15 protein-coding genes are annotated in these 18,063 nt (G+C 37.1%); 14 read left to right on the top strand and 1 reads right to left on the bottom strand.

Going from position 1 to position 18,063, the window contains the following annotated elements:
* Positions 1–265 precede the first annotated feature (265 nt).
* Both GHD00_RS00275 and csaA read left to right on the top strand, forming a co-directional pair.
* Positions 266–1,102, top strand: a complete 837-nt coding sequence (locus GHD00_RS00275) for an alpha/beta hydrolase (RefSeq protein WP_163536099.1) — start codon at positions 266–268, stop codon at positions 1,100–1,102.
* Positions 1,103–1,120: 18 nt separating this feature from the next.
* Entirely contained in the window at positions 1,121–1,450 is a 330-nt protein-coding gene (csaA, locus tag GHD00_RS00270) for a chaperone CsaA (protein WP_163536098.1), read from the top strand.
* Positions 1,451–1,589: 139 nt separating this feature from the next.
* Here csaA and GHD00_RS00265 read toward each other — a convergent pair whose 3' ends face one another.
* Positions 1,590–1,886: a hypothetical protein gene (locus GHD00_RS00265; protein ID WP_163536097.1), complete on the bottom strand. Its 297-nt coding sequence runs from the start codon at positions 1,884–1,886 to the stop codon at positions 1,590–1,592.
* A 139-nt stretch (positions 1,887–2,025) separates the two neighbouring features.
* On the opposite strand from GHD00_RS00265, the gene GHD00_RS00260 reads away from it, so the two are divergent.
* The 12 genes from GHD00_RS00260 (at position 2,026) to GHD00_RS00205 (ending at position 17,952) form a co-directional block, all read left to right on the top strand.
* Complete coding sequence (locus GHD00_RS00260; protein WP_163536096.1) at positions 2,026–3,015, top strand: LacI family DNA-binding transcriptional regulator; 990 nt, start codon at positions 2,026–2,028, stop codon at positions 3,013–3,015.
* A gap of 191 nt (positions 3,016–3,206) precedes the next feature.
* Positions 3,207–4,592, top strand: a complete 1,386-nt coding sequence (locus tag GHD00_RS00255) for a sucrose-specific PTS transporter subunit IIBC (protein WP_163536095.1) — start codon at positions 3,207–3,209, stop codon at positions 4,590–4,592.
* 567 nt (positions 4,593–5,159) lie between these two features.
* Positions 5,160–6,554, top strand: coding sequence for a glycoside hydrolase family 32 protein (locus GHD00_RS00250; RefSeq protein ID WP_163536094.1), 1,395 nt, complete (start codon positions 5,160–5,162; stop codon positions 6,552–6,554).
* A gap of 12 nt (positions 6,555–6,566) precedes the next feature.
* A complete protein-coding gene (locus GHD00_RS00245; protein ID WP_163536093.1) occupies positions 6,567–7,442 on the top strand; it encodes an ROK family protein in 876 nt (291 codons plus the stop codon).
* A gap of 184 nt (positions 7,443–7,626) precedes the next feature.
* Positions 7,627–7,800 (top strand): hypothetical protein, encoded by a 174-nt coding sequence (locus tag GHD00_RS00240; RefSeq protein ID WP_163536092.1) that lies wholly within the window; start codon positions 7,627–7,629, stop codon positions 7,798–7,800.
* Positions 7,801–7,916: 116 nt separating this feature from the next.
* The gene (locus GHD00_RS00235) at positions 7,917–8,789 is read left to right on the top strand and encodes an aldo/keto reductase (protein ID WP_481810369.1); all 873 of its coding nucleotides are present in this window, start codon (positions 7,917–7,919) and stop codon (positions 8,787–8,789) included.
* Between the two features lie 451 nt (positions 8,790–9,240).
* Positions 9,241–10,230 (top strand): LacI family DNA-binding transcriptional regulator, encoded by a 990-nt coding sequence (locus GHD00_RS00230; protein WP_163536090.1) that lies wholly within the window; start codon positions 9,241–9,243, stop codon positions 10,228–10,230.
* Between the two features lie 84 nt (positions 10,231–10,314).
* Complete coding sequence (locus tag GHD00_RS00225) at positions 10,315–11,526, top strand: sugar ABC transporter substrate-binding protein (protein WP_163536089.1); 1,212 nt, start codon at positions 10,315–10,317, stop codon at positions 11,524–11,526.
* Between the two features lie 64 nt (positions 11,527–11,590).
* The gene (locus GHD00_RS00220; protein ID WP_163536088.1) at positions 11,591–12,478 is read left to right on the top strand and encodes a carbohydrate ABC transporter permease; all 888 of its coding nucleotides are present in this window, start codon (positions 11,591–11,593) and stop codon (positions 12,476–12,478) included.
* A gap of 10 nt (positions 12,479–12,488) precedes the next feature.
* Positions 12,489–13,310: a carbohydrate ABC transporter permease gene (locus GHD00_RS00215; protein WP_163536087.1), complete on the top strand. Its 822-nt coding sequence runs from the start codon at positions 12,489–12,491 to the stop codon at positions 13,308–13,310.
* 40 nt (positions 13,311–13,350) lie between these two features.
* A complete protein-coding gene (gene bglX, locus GHD00_RS00210) occupies positions 13,351–15,507 on the top strand; it encodes a beta-glucosidase BglX (RefSeq protein WP_163536086.1) in 2,157 nt (718 codons plus the stop codon).
* Between the two features lie 81 nt (positions 15,508–15,588).
* Entirely contained in the window at positions 15,589–17,952 is a 2,364-nt protein-coding gene (locus GHD00_RS00205) for a beta-galactosidase (protein ID WP_163536085.1), read from the top strand.
* The last annotated feature ends 111 nt before the right edge of the window (positions 17,953–18,063 follow it).

The following is an 18,063-nucleotide window of genomic DNA, read 5'->3' as shown; positions in this document are numbered from 1 at the left end:
AGATTTTGGCTGAAAAAGTTGACACAGCGATCTTTATTATAAGGGTAAGGGACTTATGTAGCAACTTTTATGATTGATAAAAAATTGTAAATTCATGGATTTTTTAATTGCATTATATGTAAGAAAGAGGTGGAGGGTATAGTTTGAACCGGTCGAACGTGAACGCCAATGCCTGAATATATAGTTAGAAAGGATAGGAGAATGAAAGTCGGAAGTGTCATATATTCTATCAATTTGAAAAAAGAAAATGGGGAGTGATTCTAAGTTGGATTATTTTTTTGCAAGAGATGGTGAAAAGTTGCATTATCAAGTTTATTCCGCTGCATCAAGTAATCATGTCATGATTTTGTTACACGGTATCTCAGAGGATCATAAATATTTAAAGGGACTAGCTGAACCAATAGCAGAACGAAACCTAGCAACTGTCTATACACCAGATTTACGAGGGTATGGGGATCATGCAAAACGAAAAGGGGATGTCGATTACATCGGACAGCATGAAGACGATCTCGAAGATTTTATTCAACATATTAAGAAGAAGCATAAGAACCCAACGATAACGTTAGCAGGCCATTCAGCTGGCGGAGGAACCGTGCTCCGATTATCTGAACACCCGTCATCATCCGAAATTGATCGATATTTATTACTTGCTCCTTTTATCCATCATAGTGCGCCAACTGTTCCAAAGAAAAACGAAAAAAGTTATGGAAAAGCGAACCTGGGAAGACTTATTCCTTTATTTATTCTGAATGGTTTTGGTATTCGGAAATGGAACCATTGGATTGTATATGAAAGTAATAAACCAGTAGAAAAAAGGCATGGGTCAGAGACATTAGCGTTAAGCCATCGATTATTTGTTTCCCGTTATCCGGAAAAATATAAGCAGGTAATCGCTAATATGAAAAAGCCAACATTAGTATTAGTAGGGGAGCATGATCAAGAATTTATACCTGATGCTTTTGAGCCGTTGTTCCGAGAAAATAACAAAGCAGAGACGCATGTCTTAAAAGACACTAATCATGATGGTATAATAAAAGATCCTCAAACGATAGAGTGGATAGAGAACTGGATGACACAAGGTGACCAAGAAAAATCTGTTTGAAAGGGTGGTGCCAAGGGAATGGCAACTTTTGAAGATTTCACTAAACTAGATATAAGAATTGGCACAGTGATAGAAGCAGAAACTTTTAAAGAAGCAAGGAAGCCTGCTATTAAATTGAAAATCGATTTTGGTGATTTGGGAATCAAGCAATCTTCTGCACAAATTAAGAAACGTTATCAGCCAGAAGAGCTAGTTGGCAGGCAGGTAACAGCGGTTGTTAATTTTCCGCCATTGCGAATTGCTGGATTTAAATCAGAAGTGCTTGTATTGGGCGGTATGCCAGGAGAAGATGATGTAGTATTACTGCGACCAGATGAAACCGTCGAAAACGGAACAAAGATATCATAATAGAGGAATTAAAAATTAAGTTGCCTGTACTCGCAACTGGAATATACTCCCGGTATTCTCGTATATTCCAGTTTACTAAGATGCAATTATTTGCATATCCTTTGTTGAATTGGACACAGCTAACCCTCATGGAAGTTTTCTAATAAAGAAAGTTTCTCTTCCTTCCCGATCTGCTGCCTTCGGTGTAGGACTGAGGGATACGGCTTGTTTTTTCTAACTCTAGAAGGTAGTTATAGTTGATAGCATTCCACAAACGAACGAAAATCCATAAACTGAAAATAATTTGCACAATATATATCATGTTGAGAAAAAGACCACCAAGAGTGAAAATCCCTATCGTTAATAATACTTGTGCAATAAGAAGGGGCCAGTGCTTTAAGAAAATAATAAGACTTGCGGTCAATATAGCAATTACTGCTAATGCATCTAATGTCATTTGAATTTCTCCTTTTTTAGTGTATACTTCCCAAAGGAACAGAACTTATACGGATAAAACGCTCACTGTTTTCGATAATACAGGCACAACAAACGTGATATAATACGTACATAGCTTTACATTAAAGGAGAACCAATGCATGACGACAATTAATGATATAGCAAGACTCGCAAACGTTTCACGCTCCACGGTATCCAGGTGTTTAAATGATAATGGATATGTTAGTGAAGATGCGCGCAAACGGATCATGGAAGTGATCGAAGAAACTGGATATATGCCAAGCCAATCGGCCAAATCATTACGCACCAAAAAAACCGGTGTGATTGGTGTCATTCTCCCTAAAATAAGTACAGAAACAGCGAGCAGGGTGGTTAGCGGCATTAATGATGTACTACAAGCCAATCAATATCAAATTTTATTAACAGACACGTCCTTACAAAAAACAAAAGAAATAGAATTTATACGTTTGCTTCAATCCCGTAATGTGGACGGTATTATTTTATTAGGAACGAATAAGGACCAAGAATTGATACAAGCTATCGATCAAGCACAAGTTCCGGTCGTGGTATTGGGACAAGAAATTCCCGTCACCACATCTGTTGTGTATCCTGATGCTCAAGCTACAAGTCATATGATTGAATTTATGTTAGAAAAAGGATACAAGAAAATTGGTTTTATTGGGGCACCGGAGACAGATCCAGCAGTAGGGATCACGAGAAAAAAAGCTTACAAAGAAACATTAGCGAAACACGCCATCTCCTACCGAGACGAGTGGGTTCAGACTGGCGATTTTGCGATCGAATCGGGTTACGAAAAGATGAAACAAATAATGGAAGAAAGTAAAGATCAACGACCAGATTCTGTTTTTGTGGTAACAGATAATATGGCGGTTGGCGCCATCCAGTATATAAAAGAGCAAAACATGCAAATACCAAAAGATATCGCTGTTGCAGCTACAGGTGCGTCCACATTATCACAATATATCGAGCCAAGCTTAACAACGATCGATTTCCTAAACGAAGAAGCTGGTGCCACAACAGCACAATGCTTACTTGATGCTATAGATGGAAAAAAAGCACGAAAAAAAATGGAACACACCTATAGACTTTTAATTCGAAATAGTGTATGATTCACTCGTAAACAATGTGAGATCGATCTCATATTAAATCTTACATTGTTTATATATTTTTAATTGATATGGTATCGATTCCAGAAAACGCATTTAAGTTGATTTTTCATTTATACTCGTTGCAATCGCTTAAATGAAGAAAAATACCGAAAGTGGAATCGATACCACAAATAAATTCAGGAGGGGTTATCGTGGCTAGTAATGAAGAAATAGCAAAAAAAGTCGTAGATGCAGTCGGCGGCGATGAAAACATCCAATCTATTGCTCACTGTGCCACAAGGTTACGCGTAATGGTACATGATCGTGAGAAAGTGGACGTTGACAGCGTAGAGAATATCGACAAAGTAAAAGGTGCTTTTTATAATTCCGGTCAGTACCAAATTATTTTTGGAACAGGTACCGTGAACCGTGTTTATGAAGCAATAACAGGATTAGGCGTTTCTGGAACATCTAAGTCAGAAATGAAAGAAGAGGCAGCGAAACAAGGATCTGCTCTCCAACGTGCAATTCGTACATTTGGGGATGTGTTCGTTCCGATTATTCCAGTACTTGTTGCAACAGGTTTATTTATGGGGTTACGTGGTCTTGTAACACAAGAGCAAATACTTGCTATTTTTGGCTTAACACCAGATAGTATTTCTGATAATTTTCTATTATTTACCCAAGTGTTAACAGACACTGCCTTTGTATTCTTACCAGCATTAGTTGCTTGGTCTACCTTTAGAGTATTTGGCGGAACTCCGATTATTGGACTTGTACTCGGTTTAATGCTTGTCTCTCCAGCATTACCAAATGCTTGGGCTGTAGCAGGAGGCGACGCAGAACCACTATACTTTTTAGGATTTATTCCCGTTATCGGATATCAAGGGTCCGTGTTACCGGCATTCTTTGCAGGTTTAATTGGTGCAAAAATTGAAAAATTCTTTAGAAAGCGTGTACCCGAAGCACTAGACTTGATTGTGACACCATTTTTAGTTCTTTTAATCATGATTACTTTATCTTTGTTTGCATTAGGTCCGATTTTACATGTTGTAGAAAGTTGGATTTTTGAAGGAACGAAAGCATTATTGGAATTACCGTTTGGTTTAAGTGGTCTGGTTATTGGTTTCTTCCATCAAATTATTGTGATCACAGGTGTACATCATATTTTTAATTTCTTAGAGATTCAATTACTGGAAAATTTAAGCTTTAATCCGTTTAATCCAATCATTACAGCATCTATCGCTGCACAAGGTGGCGCAGCACTAGCTGTAGGGGTTAAATCTAAGCAGAAAAAGATGAAAGCATTAGCTTATCCATCCTCATTGTCTGCGTTTTTAGGTATTACCGAACCAGCGATTTTTGGTGTCACTTTACGTCATGGAAAACCATTTATTATGGGGCTAATAGGAGGCGCTGTTGCCGGATTCCTAGCAGCTTTATTTAACTTAACAGCGACAGGAATGGCAATTACCGTAATTCCTGGAACATTGCTTTACTTGAATGAGCAATTAATTCTTTATGTTATCGTCAACCTAGTCGCAATAGGTATCGCCTTTGCATTAACCTATCTATTTGGATACAAAGAAGAAAACTAAAGACCGGCCATCCCCGGTCTTTTCTAAACAGTAGAACTAAAATGCGGCATAGTGAATATTCACATCAGCGAGGCGATCTCTCATTCTTTCAAAGATGAGTGCTAGTCCAACGCTGCGGAAAAACGCTCCCTTTCCGGGGGCACGGCTTCAGCTTCCTCGGCAGAAACCCACTGCTTGCGGGATGTTCAGCTCGTGCTCTTCCCCCAGGAGTGTCGCATTTTTCCGCAGCTTAGTTTGAAATTCGTTCTGAGTGAGAAAAATCATGAAAATGAAATATATCATAATCTAATCACTCACCAGCGTAGGAAATATACGTAGACTCCCGCGGAAAGCGAAGTATATTTCCGAAGCGGTATTTAAGTGCTTATCCCACAGCTGCACTTATCTAAGATGGAATAAGCATCGATTCCATTCAAGCTATGTCGCAGTTTATATAAACTGCTAATAAGATTTATGACCTGAGAGTAGCAACAACTTTTTAGCAAATATCTTTTTGAAAGAATCCCATTTACTAATATAATCAAAAAACTCTTGAAGTAATACAGGTTGAATCGAAAGGGTGACGAGATGAGTAGAGATAAACAATTAAGACAACAAGCACAGGAAGCTATTCAAAAACATCAAGCATTAGCCGAAAGCGATCCATACAGACCAGCCTACCATATTGCGCCGCCGGTCGGATTAATTAACGATCCAAACGGCTGGATTCAGTGGAACGGCACCTATCATTTATTTTATCAGTGGATGCCATTCAAAACTGGACATGGAGCTAAGTTTTGGGGACATGTAACATCCCAAAACCTTGTCGATTGGAAAGACGAACCAATCGCCTTAACACCAAGTAATTGGTTCGATAAAGATGGCTGCTATTCCGGAAGTGCCATTGATCACGAGGGCAAACTGCATCTTTTTTATACCGGAAATGTAAAAGAAAACGGAGAACGGGAAGCTTATCAATGCCTAGCCGTATCAGAAGACGGCATCCATTTCACTAAAGAAGGTGTACAAATCGAAGTACCCGAAGGCTATACCGCGCATTTCCGTGATCCAAAAGTATGGAAAGAAAATGACAAATGGTATATGGTTATCGGCGCGCAAAAATTACAAAATGAAGGCAGCGTTGTATGGTTCCATTCAGTTGATTTAAAAAAATGGGAGTTTGGCGGTACGTTGGCAAACGGTTATGGCTACATGTGGGAATGCCCAGATTTCTTCTCATTAAATGGCGAAGATGTTTTAATATTTTCTCCGCAAGGCCTTTCTGCTTCTGGCATTGATTACCGAAATGTCCATCAAACTGGTTATATCCATGGCAAATGGAATAAAGAAGAGAAATTTCAATATGGGAAGTTTGTAGAACTTGATCGCGGCTTTGAATTTTATGCACCGCAAACAACTTTAGATGAACAGGGAAGGAGAATTTTGTTTGGCTGGATGGGGGTTCCAGACCAAGGAGAAGACTATCATCCAACAACCAAGTATCAATGGATTCATCAGTTGACATTGCCAAGAGAACTTTTATGGGAAAATAACCAAATCTATCAGAAGCCAGTAAAAGAACTAAAAAAACTTAGAGAAACATCAATTCTTCAAGTGACTACAACCGGTAAATGGCAAGGAAAGATCGAAAAATCTAGTGAACTTATTTTAGAGGATATAAAAAGTGAAAAATATCACATGAATCTATTTGATTATGCTACAATAGATTATGATAAAAATGAGAAAACGATAACAATCACAAGACCATGTCTAGATGGCAGTGGGTTGGAAGAACGAGTGGGTATATTATCGCAAGATCTCCAACAAATTCGCTGCTTTATCGATCATTCTTCTTTGGAGCTATTTGCAAATGACGGAGAACTTGTTTTTACATCAAGAATATTTGCAGAACCTGAAAACACATCGCTTTCTATAGAAGGAGAAGGAAAGATCTCGGCATGGTCTTTGCATAACAAGGGCTAGGAGGTCATACGTATGAAACTAGGAGGAATTGAAGCAGGCGGAACCAAATTTGTTCTGGCTGTAGGCAATGATCAAGGAGAAATCTATGAAAAAGAAGTCATTCCAACTGAACATCCAGATATCACAGTACCAAAGGTGTTGGAATTCTTTGAAGGAAAAGGGATTGAGCGACTCGGATTAGGTGGTTTTGGCCCAATCGATGTGAATGAAAACAGTCCAACATACGGCCAGCTGCAAAAAACACCAAAAACAGACTGGGTTGATTATCCCTTAGGTGCCACATTAAAAGAAAAATTAGGCGTTCCAGTCGTAATTGATACAGATGTGAACGTTGCGGCGATGTCTGAAGCAAAATGGGGAAATGCAACAGACGTGGATACTTGTTTATATATTACCGTAGGAACAGGTATCGGGGCAGGAGCTTATTTTCACGGTCAAACCTTAAAAGGCTTATCACACTCTGAAATGGGGCATATTAAAGTGCGCCGTCATCCAGATGATCAGTATCAAGGTACATGCCCATATCATGGGGACTGTTTAGAAGGAATCGCTGCCGGGCCATCAATAGAAAAGCGATGGGGCAAAAAAGGACAAGAGCTAGCAGATGATGATAAAGTTTGGGAAATGGAAGCTTACTATCTAGCACAAGCGCTCACAAGCTATATTTATATTCTATCACCGGAACGTATTGTGATGGGCGGTGGTGTGATGAAACAAAAGCAGCTATTCCCGCTTATTCGTAAATACGTACTAGAAATGCTAAATGGTTATGTCAGCTCTCCGTATTTAACAGAAAAAGAGATTGATAACTATATTGTATCACCAGGTTTAACAGATGAAGCTGGTGTCAAAGGTGCGCTTTACTTAGCTATGCCAAATGAATCGTAAATGGATGGGAGGATCACACTAGAAAAAGTGTGGTCCTTTTCTGGTTAGGATAAAGTGGAGCAAAACTTTAAAAAAGTGGCTCGAAACCACAAAAAAGTGACTCGAATAACATATATAGTGGCGCAAAAACATTTAAAAGTGACACGGAAAAAGTAGAGTCACTAATCAAAAAGGGGGTTATAAATTGGATGCTAATCTATTATTGCTTTTAGTAATCGGCGGGGTAGCTGGAGCAATCATATTTGGATTTCTAGGCTGTTTTCTTGGATTAATCATAGCTATTTTACTATACATATCAGGCCAATTATCTGAAATTATCATGTTATGGAAAAAGAAAGAAGAATCAACAGAGGGATAATGCAATATAATCGCTTACATAAACTTGCTATGCTAAGATAGATAATAGATGAGGGAAAGGAGAGAGTGTGTGTGAAAAAACTAGAATTAGGAAAAAGTGGTTTACAAGTTAGTGAAATGTCTCTCGGGTGCATGCGCATGGATCAACTATCCAAACAAGATGCAAACCTTGTAATTAAAAACGCACTTGAGCATGGTATAGATATGTTTGATCATGCGGATATCTACGGTGGTGGAAAGTCAGAAGAGATTTTTGCTGATGCCATTGATATGAATCCAAGTATTCGGGAAAAAATGGTAATTCAAACCAAATGTGGAATTAGAAATGGTTTTTTTGATTTTTCTAAAGAACATATTCTATCTTCCGTTGAAGGAAGTTTAAAACGTTTAAAAACAGATTACATAGATGTGTTGTTGCTTCATCGTCCAGATACATTAGTGGAACCAGAAGAAGTAGCAGCTGCTTTTGATGAATTAAAACAAAGTGGGAAAGTTCGTCATTTTGGTGTAAGTAATCACAATCCAACTCAAATCGAATTATTGAAAAAATATGTAGATCAAGACTTAATTGCTAATCAGTTACAATTGAGCTTAATGTTCACACCGATGATCGATGCCGGTCTCAATGTTAATATGGAGCATGATCCAGCCATTGTTCGTGATGGAGGCGTATTAGAATACAGTCGTCTTCACGACATGACTATTCAACCGTGGTCTCCATTCCAGCACGGATTTTTTGATGGGGTTTTTGTTGATAATGATCAATTCCCTGTATTAAATGAAACGTTAGCAAAATATTCGGAGAAAAATGGTGTGTCAAAATCCGCCATTGCCATTGCATGGATTCTCCGTCATCCAGCTCGCATGCAACCAATACTAGGTACCATGAACACCCAGCGTTTAGCAGATATTGCGAAAGCTTCGGATGTAGAACTTACCCGAGAAGAATGGTATGATCTGTATCGTATCGCAGGGAATAAATTGCCATAATAACTTGACAAGTTTTTAACATTCGAATGATAATGTTTTTCAATATAATTAACGAAAAATGCACAACCTACTAAATTGAGGTATGAGTACAGGAATGAACTCTAGGGGCAAAAAATCACTTATCTTTAGATAAGTGATTTTTTTATGAAATAAAAAAGTGTTGGATCTTAAAATCAGCTCCTTTCTGAGAAATGATGTTTTTATTATATGTTTGAAAATACCCGTGGAATTTTTTATGAAGGACTATTAGCTCTTTTGTTACAGTATTTCTTTAAAAGTAAAATAAAAATTCACAAAAATATGTTGAAAACGAATACATTCTATATTATAATCAATTTGTCGAAACGTTTCAATTATAAGTATTGTGTTATTAGGAGAGTATAGGTTTAATAAACCTATTTTTAAAAACGATTTCATCGAAACGTTTCGATGAAATACAGGGGTGAGAAAATTGGTAACAATAAAAGATGTCGCAAAGAAAGCTAATGTTGCAGTATCGACAGCTTCGTATGCTTTAAATGGTGTAAAAAAAGTAAGTCCGAAAACGAAAGATAAAGTATTACAAGCAGCTAAAGAGCTTAACTATCGAAAAAATGGGTTTGCTAGTGACTTGAAAAGAGCCTCAACTAAAACGTTGGCTCTGATATTGAGTGATCTGTCAGGTCCTTTCTATTCTGAATTAATTAGAGGTGTGCAGGATGTAGCAACAGATCATGGATATGATTTAATCGCATGCAGTGCTATAGGTGGAGAAAATTCAACAGCTGCAAAGTTTTTGACGGAACATCGCGTAGATGGCTGTATTGTATTGGCGCACAATATCACTGATGAGATGTTAAAAGATGTAGCTCATCATCATTTTCCCATTATATTGTTAGACAGAGAAATAGAAGTGGATTCGACAGTACATGTAAAAGTTGATAATAAGAAAGGTGGATTCAAAGCAACAGAATACTTAATACAAAATGGTCATACTGACATCGCTTTTGTGAATGGTCCATCTGACTCTTATGACAACCAAATGCGTTTTGCTGGATACCAAGAAGCTTTACAATTTTACAACATAGAACTTCAAAATAAATGGATGGTATCTGGTAATTTTACACGGGAAGGTGGAGAAAGTGCTGCAAATATATTAGCTGCACAAGATCAGGTCCCTACTGCTGTTTTTTTTGCTAATGATGAAATGGCTATCGGAGGCATGGAGGCTTTTAAAAAAAGAGGAATGGATATACCTGATGACATTTCCATTATTGGATTTGATGATATTTTGGAAGCCAAATATGTATATCCAAAATTAACAACTATACGACAACCTAAGTATGAAATGGGTGCGTCAGCATCACACGTTATTTTTCAAATGCTTAATAACGAGAAAGTGAATTCAACTTTTGAATTGCATACGGATTTAATTATTAGAGATTCTGTTAAAAAACTGTAATGCTTTACTTCTTTAAAGGGGGTGGATAAAACATTACTAAACTCTTAATCATCACAACATTTAAATCTAAAAGGGGTGCAGAGAATGAGAAATAAAATAGTTTTATTGATGAGTTTGTTTGTTGCTGTAATGTTATTGGTGGTAGGTTGTGCAGGTGGAGATGATGAAAACACTATTAAAGTTTGGACAATGAATAACTCGATGGAAGAATTTGCGAAAAAGTATGAAGAAGAAAATGATGTATCTGTAGAAGTTCAAGTTATTCCTTGGGGAGAAGTACGAGATAAGTTTTTAACGGCAATCGCTTCAGGTGAAGGACCGGATGTAGTACAAGTGGGGACTACAGGTGTACCAGAATATGCAAGTGCAGGAATGTTTAAGGATTTATCAGAATATGTAGGTGAGTATGAGAATTTCAATCCTGACAATTTCTATGAAGGTGCAATTGGTACAACGAAATATGAAGGAGAAACGATTGGGATACCGTTTCATGTTGATACAAGAGTTTTATTTTATAGAACAGATTTGTTAGCCGATGTAGGTTATCCAGAAGGACCAGAAACATGGGATGATATGGTCGATGCTTCTAGAAAGCTGGCAGAACGAGGCGATGATCAGTATGCCATTGACCTGCCTCAAGAAGATCCACAATATCCATTTATGCTTGCTTGGCAACATGGTTGGAACTATAACGTAGATGAAGGTGCAAGTAATTTTGAAGATCCTAAATTTTTGGAAGCGATGTCAAAGTATAAAACTTTTTATGAAGAAGGTTTGTCACAATTAGAAGAAGGTAAAGAACTAGTTCAAGCATTTAGTGAAGGTTCTAAACCAATGTTTTTCAGCGGGCCATGGGATATTAAAACAATCAGTGAAGGTGCTCCTGAAATTGAAGGAAAATGGGATGTTCGTGTCATGCCAGGTCAAGAAACAAACCGTTCTATGATCGGAGGCTCTCACTTTGGGGTGTTCCATAATTCTGAAAAGGTAGAACAATCCTTAGATTTTATTAATTACCTAGCTGATGCAGATACCCAATTAGAATGGTACAAAGAAGTAAATGAGTTACCAGCCAATTTAGAAGCATGGGAAGATCCAGTTCTAGCAGATGACCCTATGTTTAGTGTGTTTGGTGAACAGCTGCAATCAACAGAGGTATTACCAATGATCACGGAGTATACGGAAATAAGTGAAGAATTGCTGAAGTATCTGGAAGAAGTGTATAGAGGCGGAGCAGATTTAGAGTCAACTTTAGAGGAATATCGAGCAAAAGTATCAGATATTCTAGCAGATTAAAAACTTAAAAATAGGGTGCATTCTAAATTATGCGCCCTATATTGCTTAAGGCGGGTGATGAAAGATGACTAAATGGAAATACAAATTAATGCCACTATTCTTTATTGGTCCTGCAGTGTTATTACTAATGGTGTTTTCTTTTGCACCAATATTTCTCTCGTTAGGAATTAGTTTCACCGATCTAACTCTAATTGGTTTAGCAGATTGGTCAAAAGTCAATTTCGTAGGTTTTGAAAACTTTGTTAAATTATTTCAGGACGAAGTATTTCTGGAGTCCATATTCAATACTTTTTTCTATGTCATCATAGGTGTTCCATTGGCTGTTTCTAGCTCATTAGTGATTGCTTTATTATTATCAATGGTAGGGAAATGGTTATCTTCTACTTTTAGGTTGATTTACTATATGCCTTCCGTCACTAATATAGTAGCAATAGCAGTGGTTTGGGGATTTTTATATAACCAACAATATGGCTTGTTTAATTATATATTATCACTCGTGAATATTCAGTCTGTGCCATGGTTAGAAGATCCGTTGGTTGCAAAATTCTCCTTAATCATTCTAGCAGTATGGAAAAGTAATGGTGTGAGTATGTTGATCTTTTTAGCGGCATTACAGTCAATACCAAGAGATTATTATGAGGCAGCTGATATTGATGGGGCAAACCGTTGGCAGAAGTTCTTCAAGATAACGTTACCATCCATGAGTTTCGCAACATTTTTTGTAACTGTAACAACAGTGATAGGCTGGCTTCAATTTTTCGAAGAACCGTTTGTAATGACAGATGGTGGTCCATTAAATGGAACAAATTCTATGGCGTTATATATTTATCAAAGAGGTTTTGAATATAACGATTTTGGATACGCTGCAGCAGCATCTTTTGTGCTGTTTATCATTGTCATTATAGCCACTATCATTCAATTCAGATTTAGAAAAAAAGACCAAACATTGTGAGGTGTTCTCAATGGAACCTAAGAGTAAATTAGAAAAGTTTATCGTAACATTTTTACTCGTTTTTGGAGGTATTTCGGTTTCTTTACCATTTATATGGATGATATTAAGTTCCTTTAAGACCGAAAGAGAAGTTTTGCAAATACCGCCAACATTATTTCCTCAAAATCCAACTTTTCAAAATTATTTGGAGTTATTCCAGAATCTAAATTTTGATGTATATTTAGTAAATACGTTAATTATCGTGTTTTTCTCGATGGTAGGTTTGTTACTAAATACAATGGCGGGATATGGTTTTGGAAAGTTTGAATTTAGAGGAAAAGAAATTTGGTTTATGGTAGTACTTGTTACGATGATGCTACCAGGACAAATAACAATGATTCCGACTTACCTAATCATTAATGAGATGGGTTTAACAAATACGATGACTGGGATCGTACTTCCAGGTTTAATAGTTGCCTTTATGATCTTTTTAATCAGGCAATTTATGGTTACAGTGCCGGATGATTTGATAGAGGCGGCACGACTAGATGGTGCGGGAGAAATATATATTTTCTTTAAATTGATTATTCCATTAGCGAAGCCAATTTTATCAGTACAAGTCATCCTGACATTTATTGCATCATGGAACAGTTTCTTGTGGCCATTAATTATAGCAAATGACCAAAGATTATACACGTTATCTGTAGGGTTGTCACTATTGCAAGATCAATATGCAACGAACTATGGATTACAAATGGCAGGTTCGGCATTTATGGTAGTGCCTATTCTTATTATTTTTATGATTTTCCAAAAATATTTAGTAGAAGGTTTCAATGTATCAGGAATAAAATAGCTTTATTGTTATGGTTATGTTTTTATGAGGGGGAAAAATAATGAATCTAAGACAATTACTAAATGATATGACTTTAGATGAGAAGAAAGATCAATTAATTCAACTAGCAACTTTGTTTTATGCAGGTGCAGAAACCCAAGGTGAAATTACGGGACCGATGGAAGATATGGGTATAACTGAAGAAATGATTCAAAATAGTGGTTCTGTTCTTGGTGCATCAGGTGCGAAGGAAGTTACAAATATACAAAAGGTTCACCTAGAGAACAATAGATTAGGAATACCATTACTAATGATGGCTGATATTGTACACGGATTTAAAACGATATTTCCGGTGCCATTAGCAATAGGTTGTTCATGGGATGAAAAACTTGCAGAACGCAGTGCGGAAATTGCGGCAAAAGAAGCTGCTGTCTCGGGCGTACATGTTACCTTTGCACCAATGGTGGATTTAGTTAGAGATCCGCGTTGGGGAAGAGTTATGGAAACGACTGGTGAAGATCCGTACCTTAATAGTGTATTTGCAAAAGCTTTTGTACGAGGCTTCCAAGGAAATGACTTAACTAATGATAAAAACAAAGTTGCAGCTTGTGTTAAACATTTTGCCGCTTATGGAGCACCAGAGGGTGGACGAGACTACAATACCGTCAATATGTCAGAAAGAGAACTGAGAGAGAATTATTTACCAGCCTATAAGGCAGCTCTTGATGAAGGCTGTGAAATGGTGATGACAGCTTTTAATACAGTTGATGGAGTACCGGCAACAGGTAACAAAAAACTGATGAGAGATTTATTGAGAGAAGAATGGGGTTTTGATGGTGTTATGATCTCCGATTGGGGTGCTGTCAAAGAATTAATTCCTCATGGTGTAGCTGGAGATGAAAGTGAAGCAGCACGGAAAGCAATTAATGCTGGTGTGGATATCGAAATGATGACTGCATGTTATGTGAAAAACTTAAAGGAATTAGTGGATTCTGGCGCTGTTAAGGAAGAGCTTATTGATGAAGCTGTTTTACGTATACTGGAACTTAAACAAAAACTAGGATTGTTCGAAAATCCTTATAGAGGTGCAGATGAACAATTAGAAAAAGAAGTAATCATGAGTACAGAGCATCGTGAGGCAGCTTATGAACTTGCTGCTAAATCATGCGTTTTATTGAAGAACGAAGAAATTCTGCCGCTTCAAAAAGATAAAAAAATAGCGCTTATTGGTCCGTTTGCAAATAATGGTGACATCCTTGGGCAATGGTCTTGGCAAGGTTCTAAAGAGGATGCTGTCAAGATTTACGATGGAATTGCTCAAAAAGCGGGGGCAGATAATGTCTTCATGGCTCAAGGTAGTGACATTGAATCTGCTACAGAGGATCAATTTTCGGAAGCAGTTAAAGTGGCAAATGATGCAGATGTTATTGTGTTAGCTTTAGGAGAAAAATCTGAGATGAGTGGTGAAGCGGGGAGTCGTTCCAATATTTGCCTACCTGATGTGCAATTAAAATTGATAGAAGAAATGAAGAAATTGAATAAACCTATCGTATCTGTATTGATTAACGGTCGACCACTAGACTTGCATGGAGTATATGAAGAGTCTGATGGCCTTTTAGAGGCATGGTTCCCTGGTACAGAAGGTGGAAGAGCGATTGCTGATTTACTGTATGGGGATGTTAATCCTTCAGGTCGTTTAACGATGTCGTTTCCTTATAATGTAGGTCAAGTGCCAGTTTATTATAATCATTATAATACAGGTCGTCCAAAGGATGCGCCAGATGCACAAGAACGATATGTATCTCAATATTTAGATGTTCCAAATGAACCGCTCTTTCCATTCGGATTCGGGTTAAGCTATACAAAATATCAATACAATGATTTAACTTTATCGAAAGACTATTTAGCAGCTGATGATGAAATAAAAGTATCTGTAAAAGTAAAAAATGTAGGCTCTATTAAGGGTGAAGAGGTTGTTCAATTATATGTGCGGGATCTAGTGGGTGAAGTTGTTCGACCACTAAAAGAATTAAAAGCATATCAAAAAATTGAATTAAATCCTGGAGAAGAACAAGAAATATTCTTCACATTAACGGAAGAGCAACTGCGTTATTATCATGAAGACCTATCGTTCGAAAGTGATGCCGGAAAATTCAATGTGTTTGTTGGACCTAATAGTCAAGAATGCTTGGAGCAGTCGTTTGAATTGAGAAAATAAAAAGTAAAAAATAAGGGGAGGAGGATGTAAGTTTTTACACCCTCCTTATACATGCTACATATTTTCAAGGAGTGTCTAAATGTGATCAAAGTTAAAGACCAAAGTTTAGTCATTAATGGCGAATCCGTTATGATTTTTGGGGGAGAATTACATTATTTCCGTGTGCCTAAATCTGAATGGAGAAACCGAATTAAACAGATGAAAGAAGCGGGAATGAATATGGTAAGTACTTATATTCCGTGGGTAGTACATGAATATGAGGAAGGGAAAATAGATGTAGAGGGTAATACAAGGGAAGAACGTGACCTTGTAACGTTTCTTAATATCGTGCAAGAGGAAAATATGTACTGCTTAGTAAGACCAGGACCTTATGTTATGGCTGAGGTGGTGGATCATGGTGTCCCTACTTGGTTTATAGAAAATTACCCAGAATCATTAGCTAAAACAGCTGATGGGGAAATACACCCTACTAGAGTCGTCAGCTATATGCATCCTACTTATTTAGAAAAGGTAGATCGTTGGTACCAATTTATATGCCGTGTGTTAGCACCATACCAAATACACAATGGCGGTTCTGTCATTTTATTTCAGTTAGATAATGAAGTAGGTATGTTTCATTGGGTAACCAATAACGGTGATTATAATGAAGAAACACAAAGATTATTTGTAAAGTATCTCGAACAAAAATATTCTTTAGAAGAATTCAATCAATTGTTTCATGTAAATGCTGACAATATCAATCAGTTTGTTTCTTCCAAGCTAACCGATCCGGATGAAAGCCATGGTATGGTAGTAAAAAATGAATTTAGCTATTTCATGCGAATACATTATCGCCAGTATATTGAATACTTACAGAAGCTAGCAGATAATGAAGGGATTAAAGTTCCTTTTGTGGTAAACATCCATGGATTTGATACCATCGATATCGTGAAAAGAGGGACAAAGTATCCGATAGGTATCTCACAGTTACAAGAGGCGGCAAAAATCGATGATGTTTTAATGGCTGGAGATTATTATATCGGTAATATTGAATATGATAATTATGTTGATATTGTATTAGCTAATGCCTTTACCAAAGCAATACAGTGGAAAGAACAGCCGCTATTTTCAGCAGAATTTCAAGGCGGCAGTATACCGGATAAGCCGAGATTACAGCCGAGCAGCTTCGATTTAACGACCAGGTTATGTGTTGCGAATGGGATGAATGCTGTCAATTATTATATGTTTGTTGGTGGTGAAAACTATAAAGAGATCGGCCTGCTAGGTAAGCGGCATGAATGGCAAGCCGCTTTAGATATGAATGGGCGTAAACGACCACATTATAAGGTCATACAGCATTTAGGCAGTGTGTTATCTACGTACAATGAGTCGTTAGCTCAATCAAAGCCAGATTTTGATACACATTTTGCCTTTAATCCTGAATATTATATGACAGAGTTCAGCAATAGCTATACAGTCTCTGAGGATCAAGCTTTAGAAGATGAAAGAGAAACCAATATGAATAATGGGATTGCTAGAGGTTTAAGGCAAAATAATATTATATATGAAGGATATAACTTATTAAATCAGGGCGATATAGATGTCAGCGAGGTTCCAACTTTATGGTTGTTTTCCCATCAAAGAATGAGTAAACAGATTCAAGAAAAGTTAATTCAGTATATGGAAGACGGGGGGCAATTAGTCATGTTCCCTGTTATACCAACAAAAGATATGAATAATGAACCGTGCACGATACTAAAAGATTATATTGGTGTATCCACAAAATCTCGGAAGAAAAATGGGTTTGTTCAAATTGATGATGTGGATAGTATAAAAGTAGATAGCATGGAAACGTATGATATTAATCATGGTGCTTTTGGGTGGTCAGAAGATGAGAACAAAGAAGTAGTGGCATTTGAAAAGACTTTAGGAAAAGGAAAGCTAGTCATGTTTGGTATAAGCATGGAGCATGATTATCAATATAAGGACAACGTATATATCAACTTAGCAGCAAAGGTAAATGTAAAATCAAGCTTCCAGTTAAATGATGAAGTGGATATTTCTACTAGATTAACTGGGTACGGCCAATTTTTATTCTTAACTAATTTCGATGAATATGAAAAAGAGACAACCATTCAATATAAAGATCATACATTATTCAACGGAAATGTTGTGACGGTTCCGGGAAAAAGCGGGCTGATTCTTCCTGTAAATATTTCATTAACAGATGAGCTATTGATTAAATATAGTACGGCTGAAATATTCCATCTAAAAGAAAGTAAGGATCAATTGCTCATAAGTGTGAAAGCACACCAGCCACAAGAGCAAATGGTTATCCAATCAGATAAATGGATTCCGATTGAACAAGAGCATATCTCTATTGAGGAAATGAATGATGAAAATGAATATAAGATAACAATTACTGAAACAGGCGATGAAAGTCACATTGCATTTTGTGCTAAGTAATAAGTAAGTACGGAGACATGAACTATTTCATGTCTCCCCCTCCATCAATTTTACAAAATAACCAAAAAGATATTGAATGCGGTTTCAATGTGTTGTATAATAATAATCGAA

Source organism: Gracilibacillus sp. YIM 98692, from assembly GCF_010993965.1.
In the GTDB taxonomy this organism is placed as follows: domain Bacteria; phylum Bacillota; class Bacilli; order Bacillales; family Amphibacillaceae; genus Gracilibacillus.
This window is presented reverse-complemented; position numbering and strand designations above follow the sequence as displayed.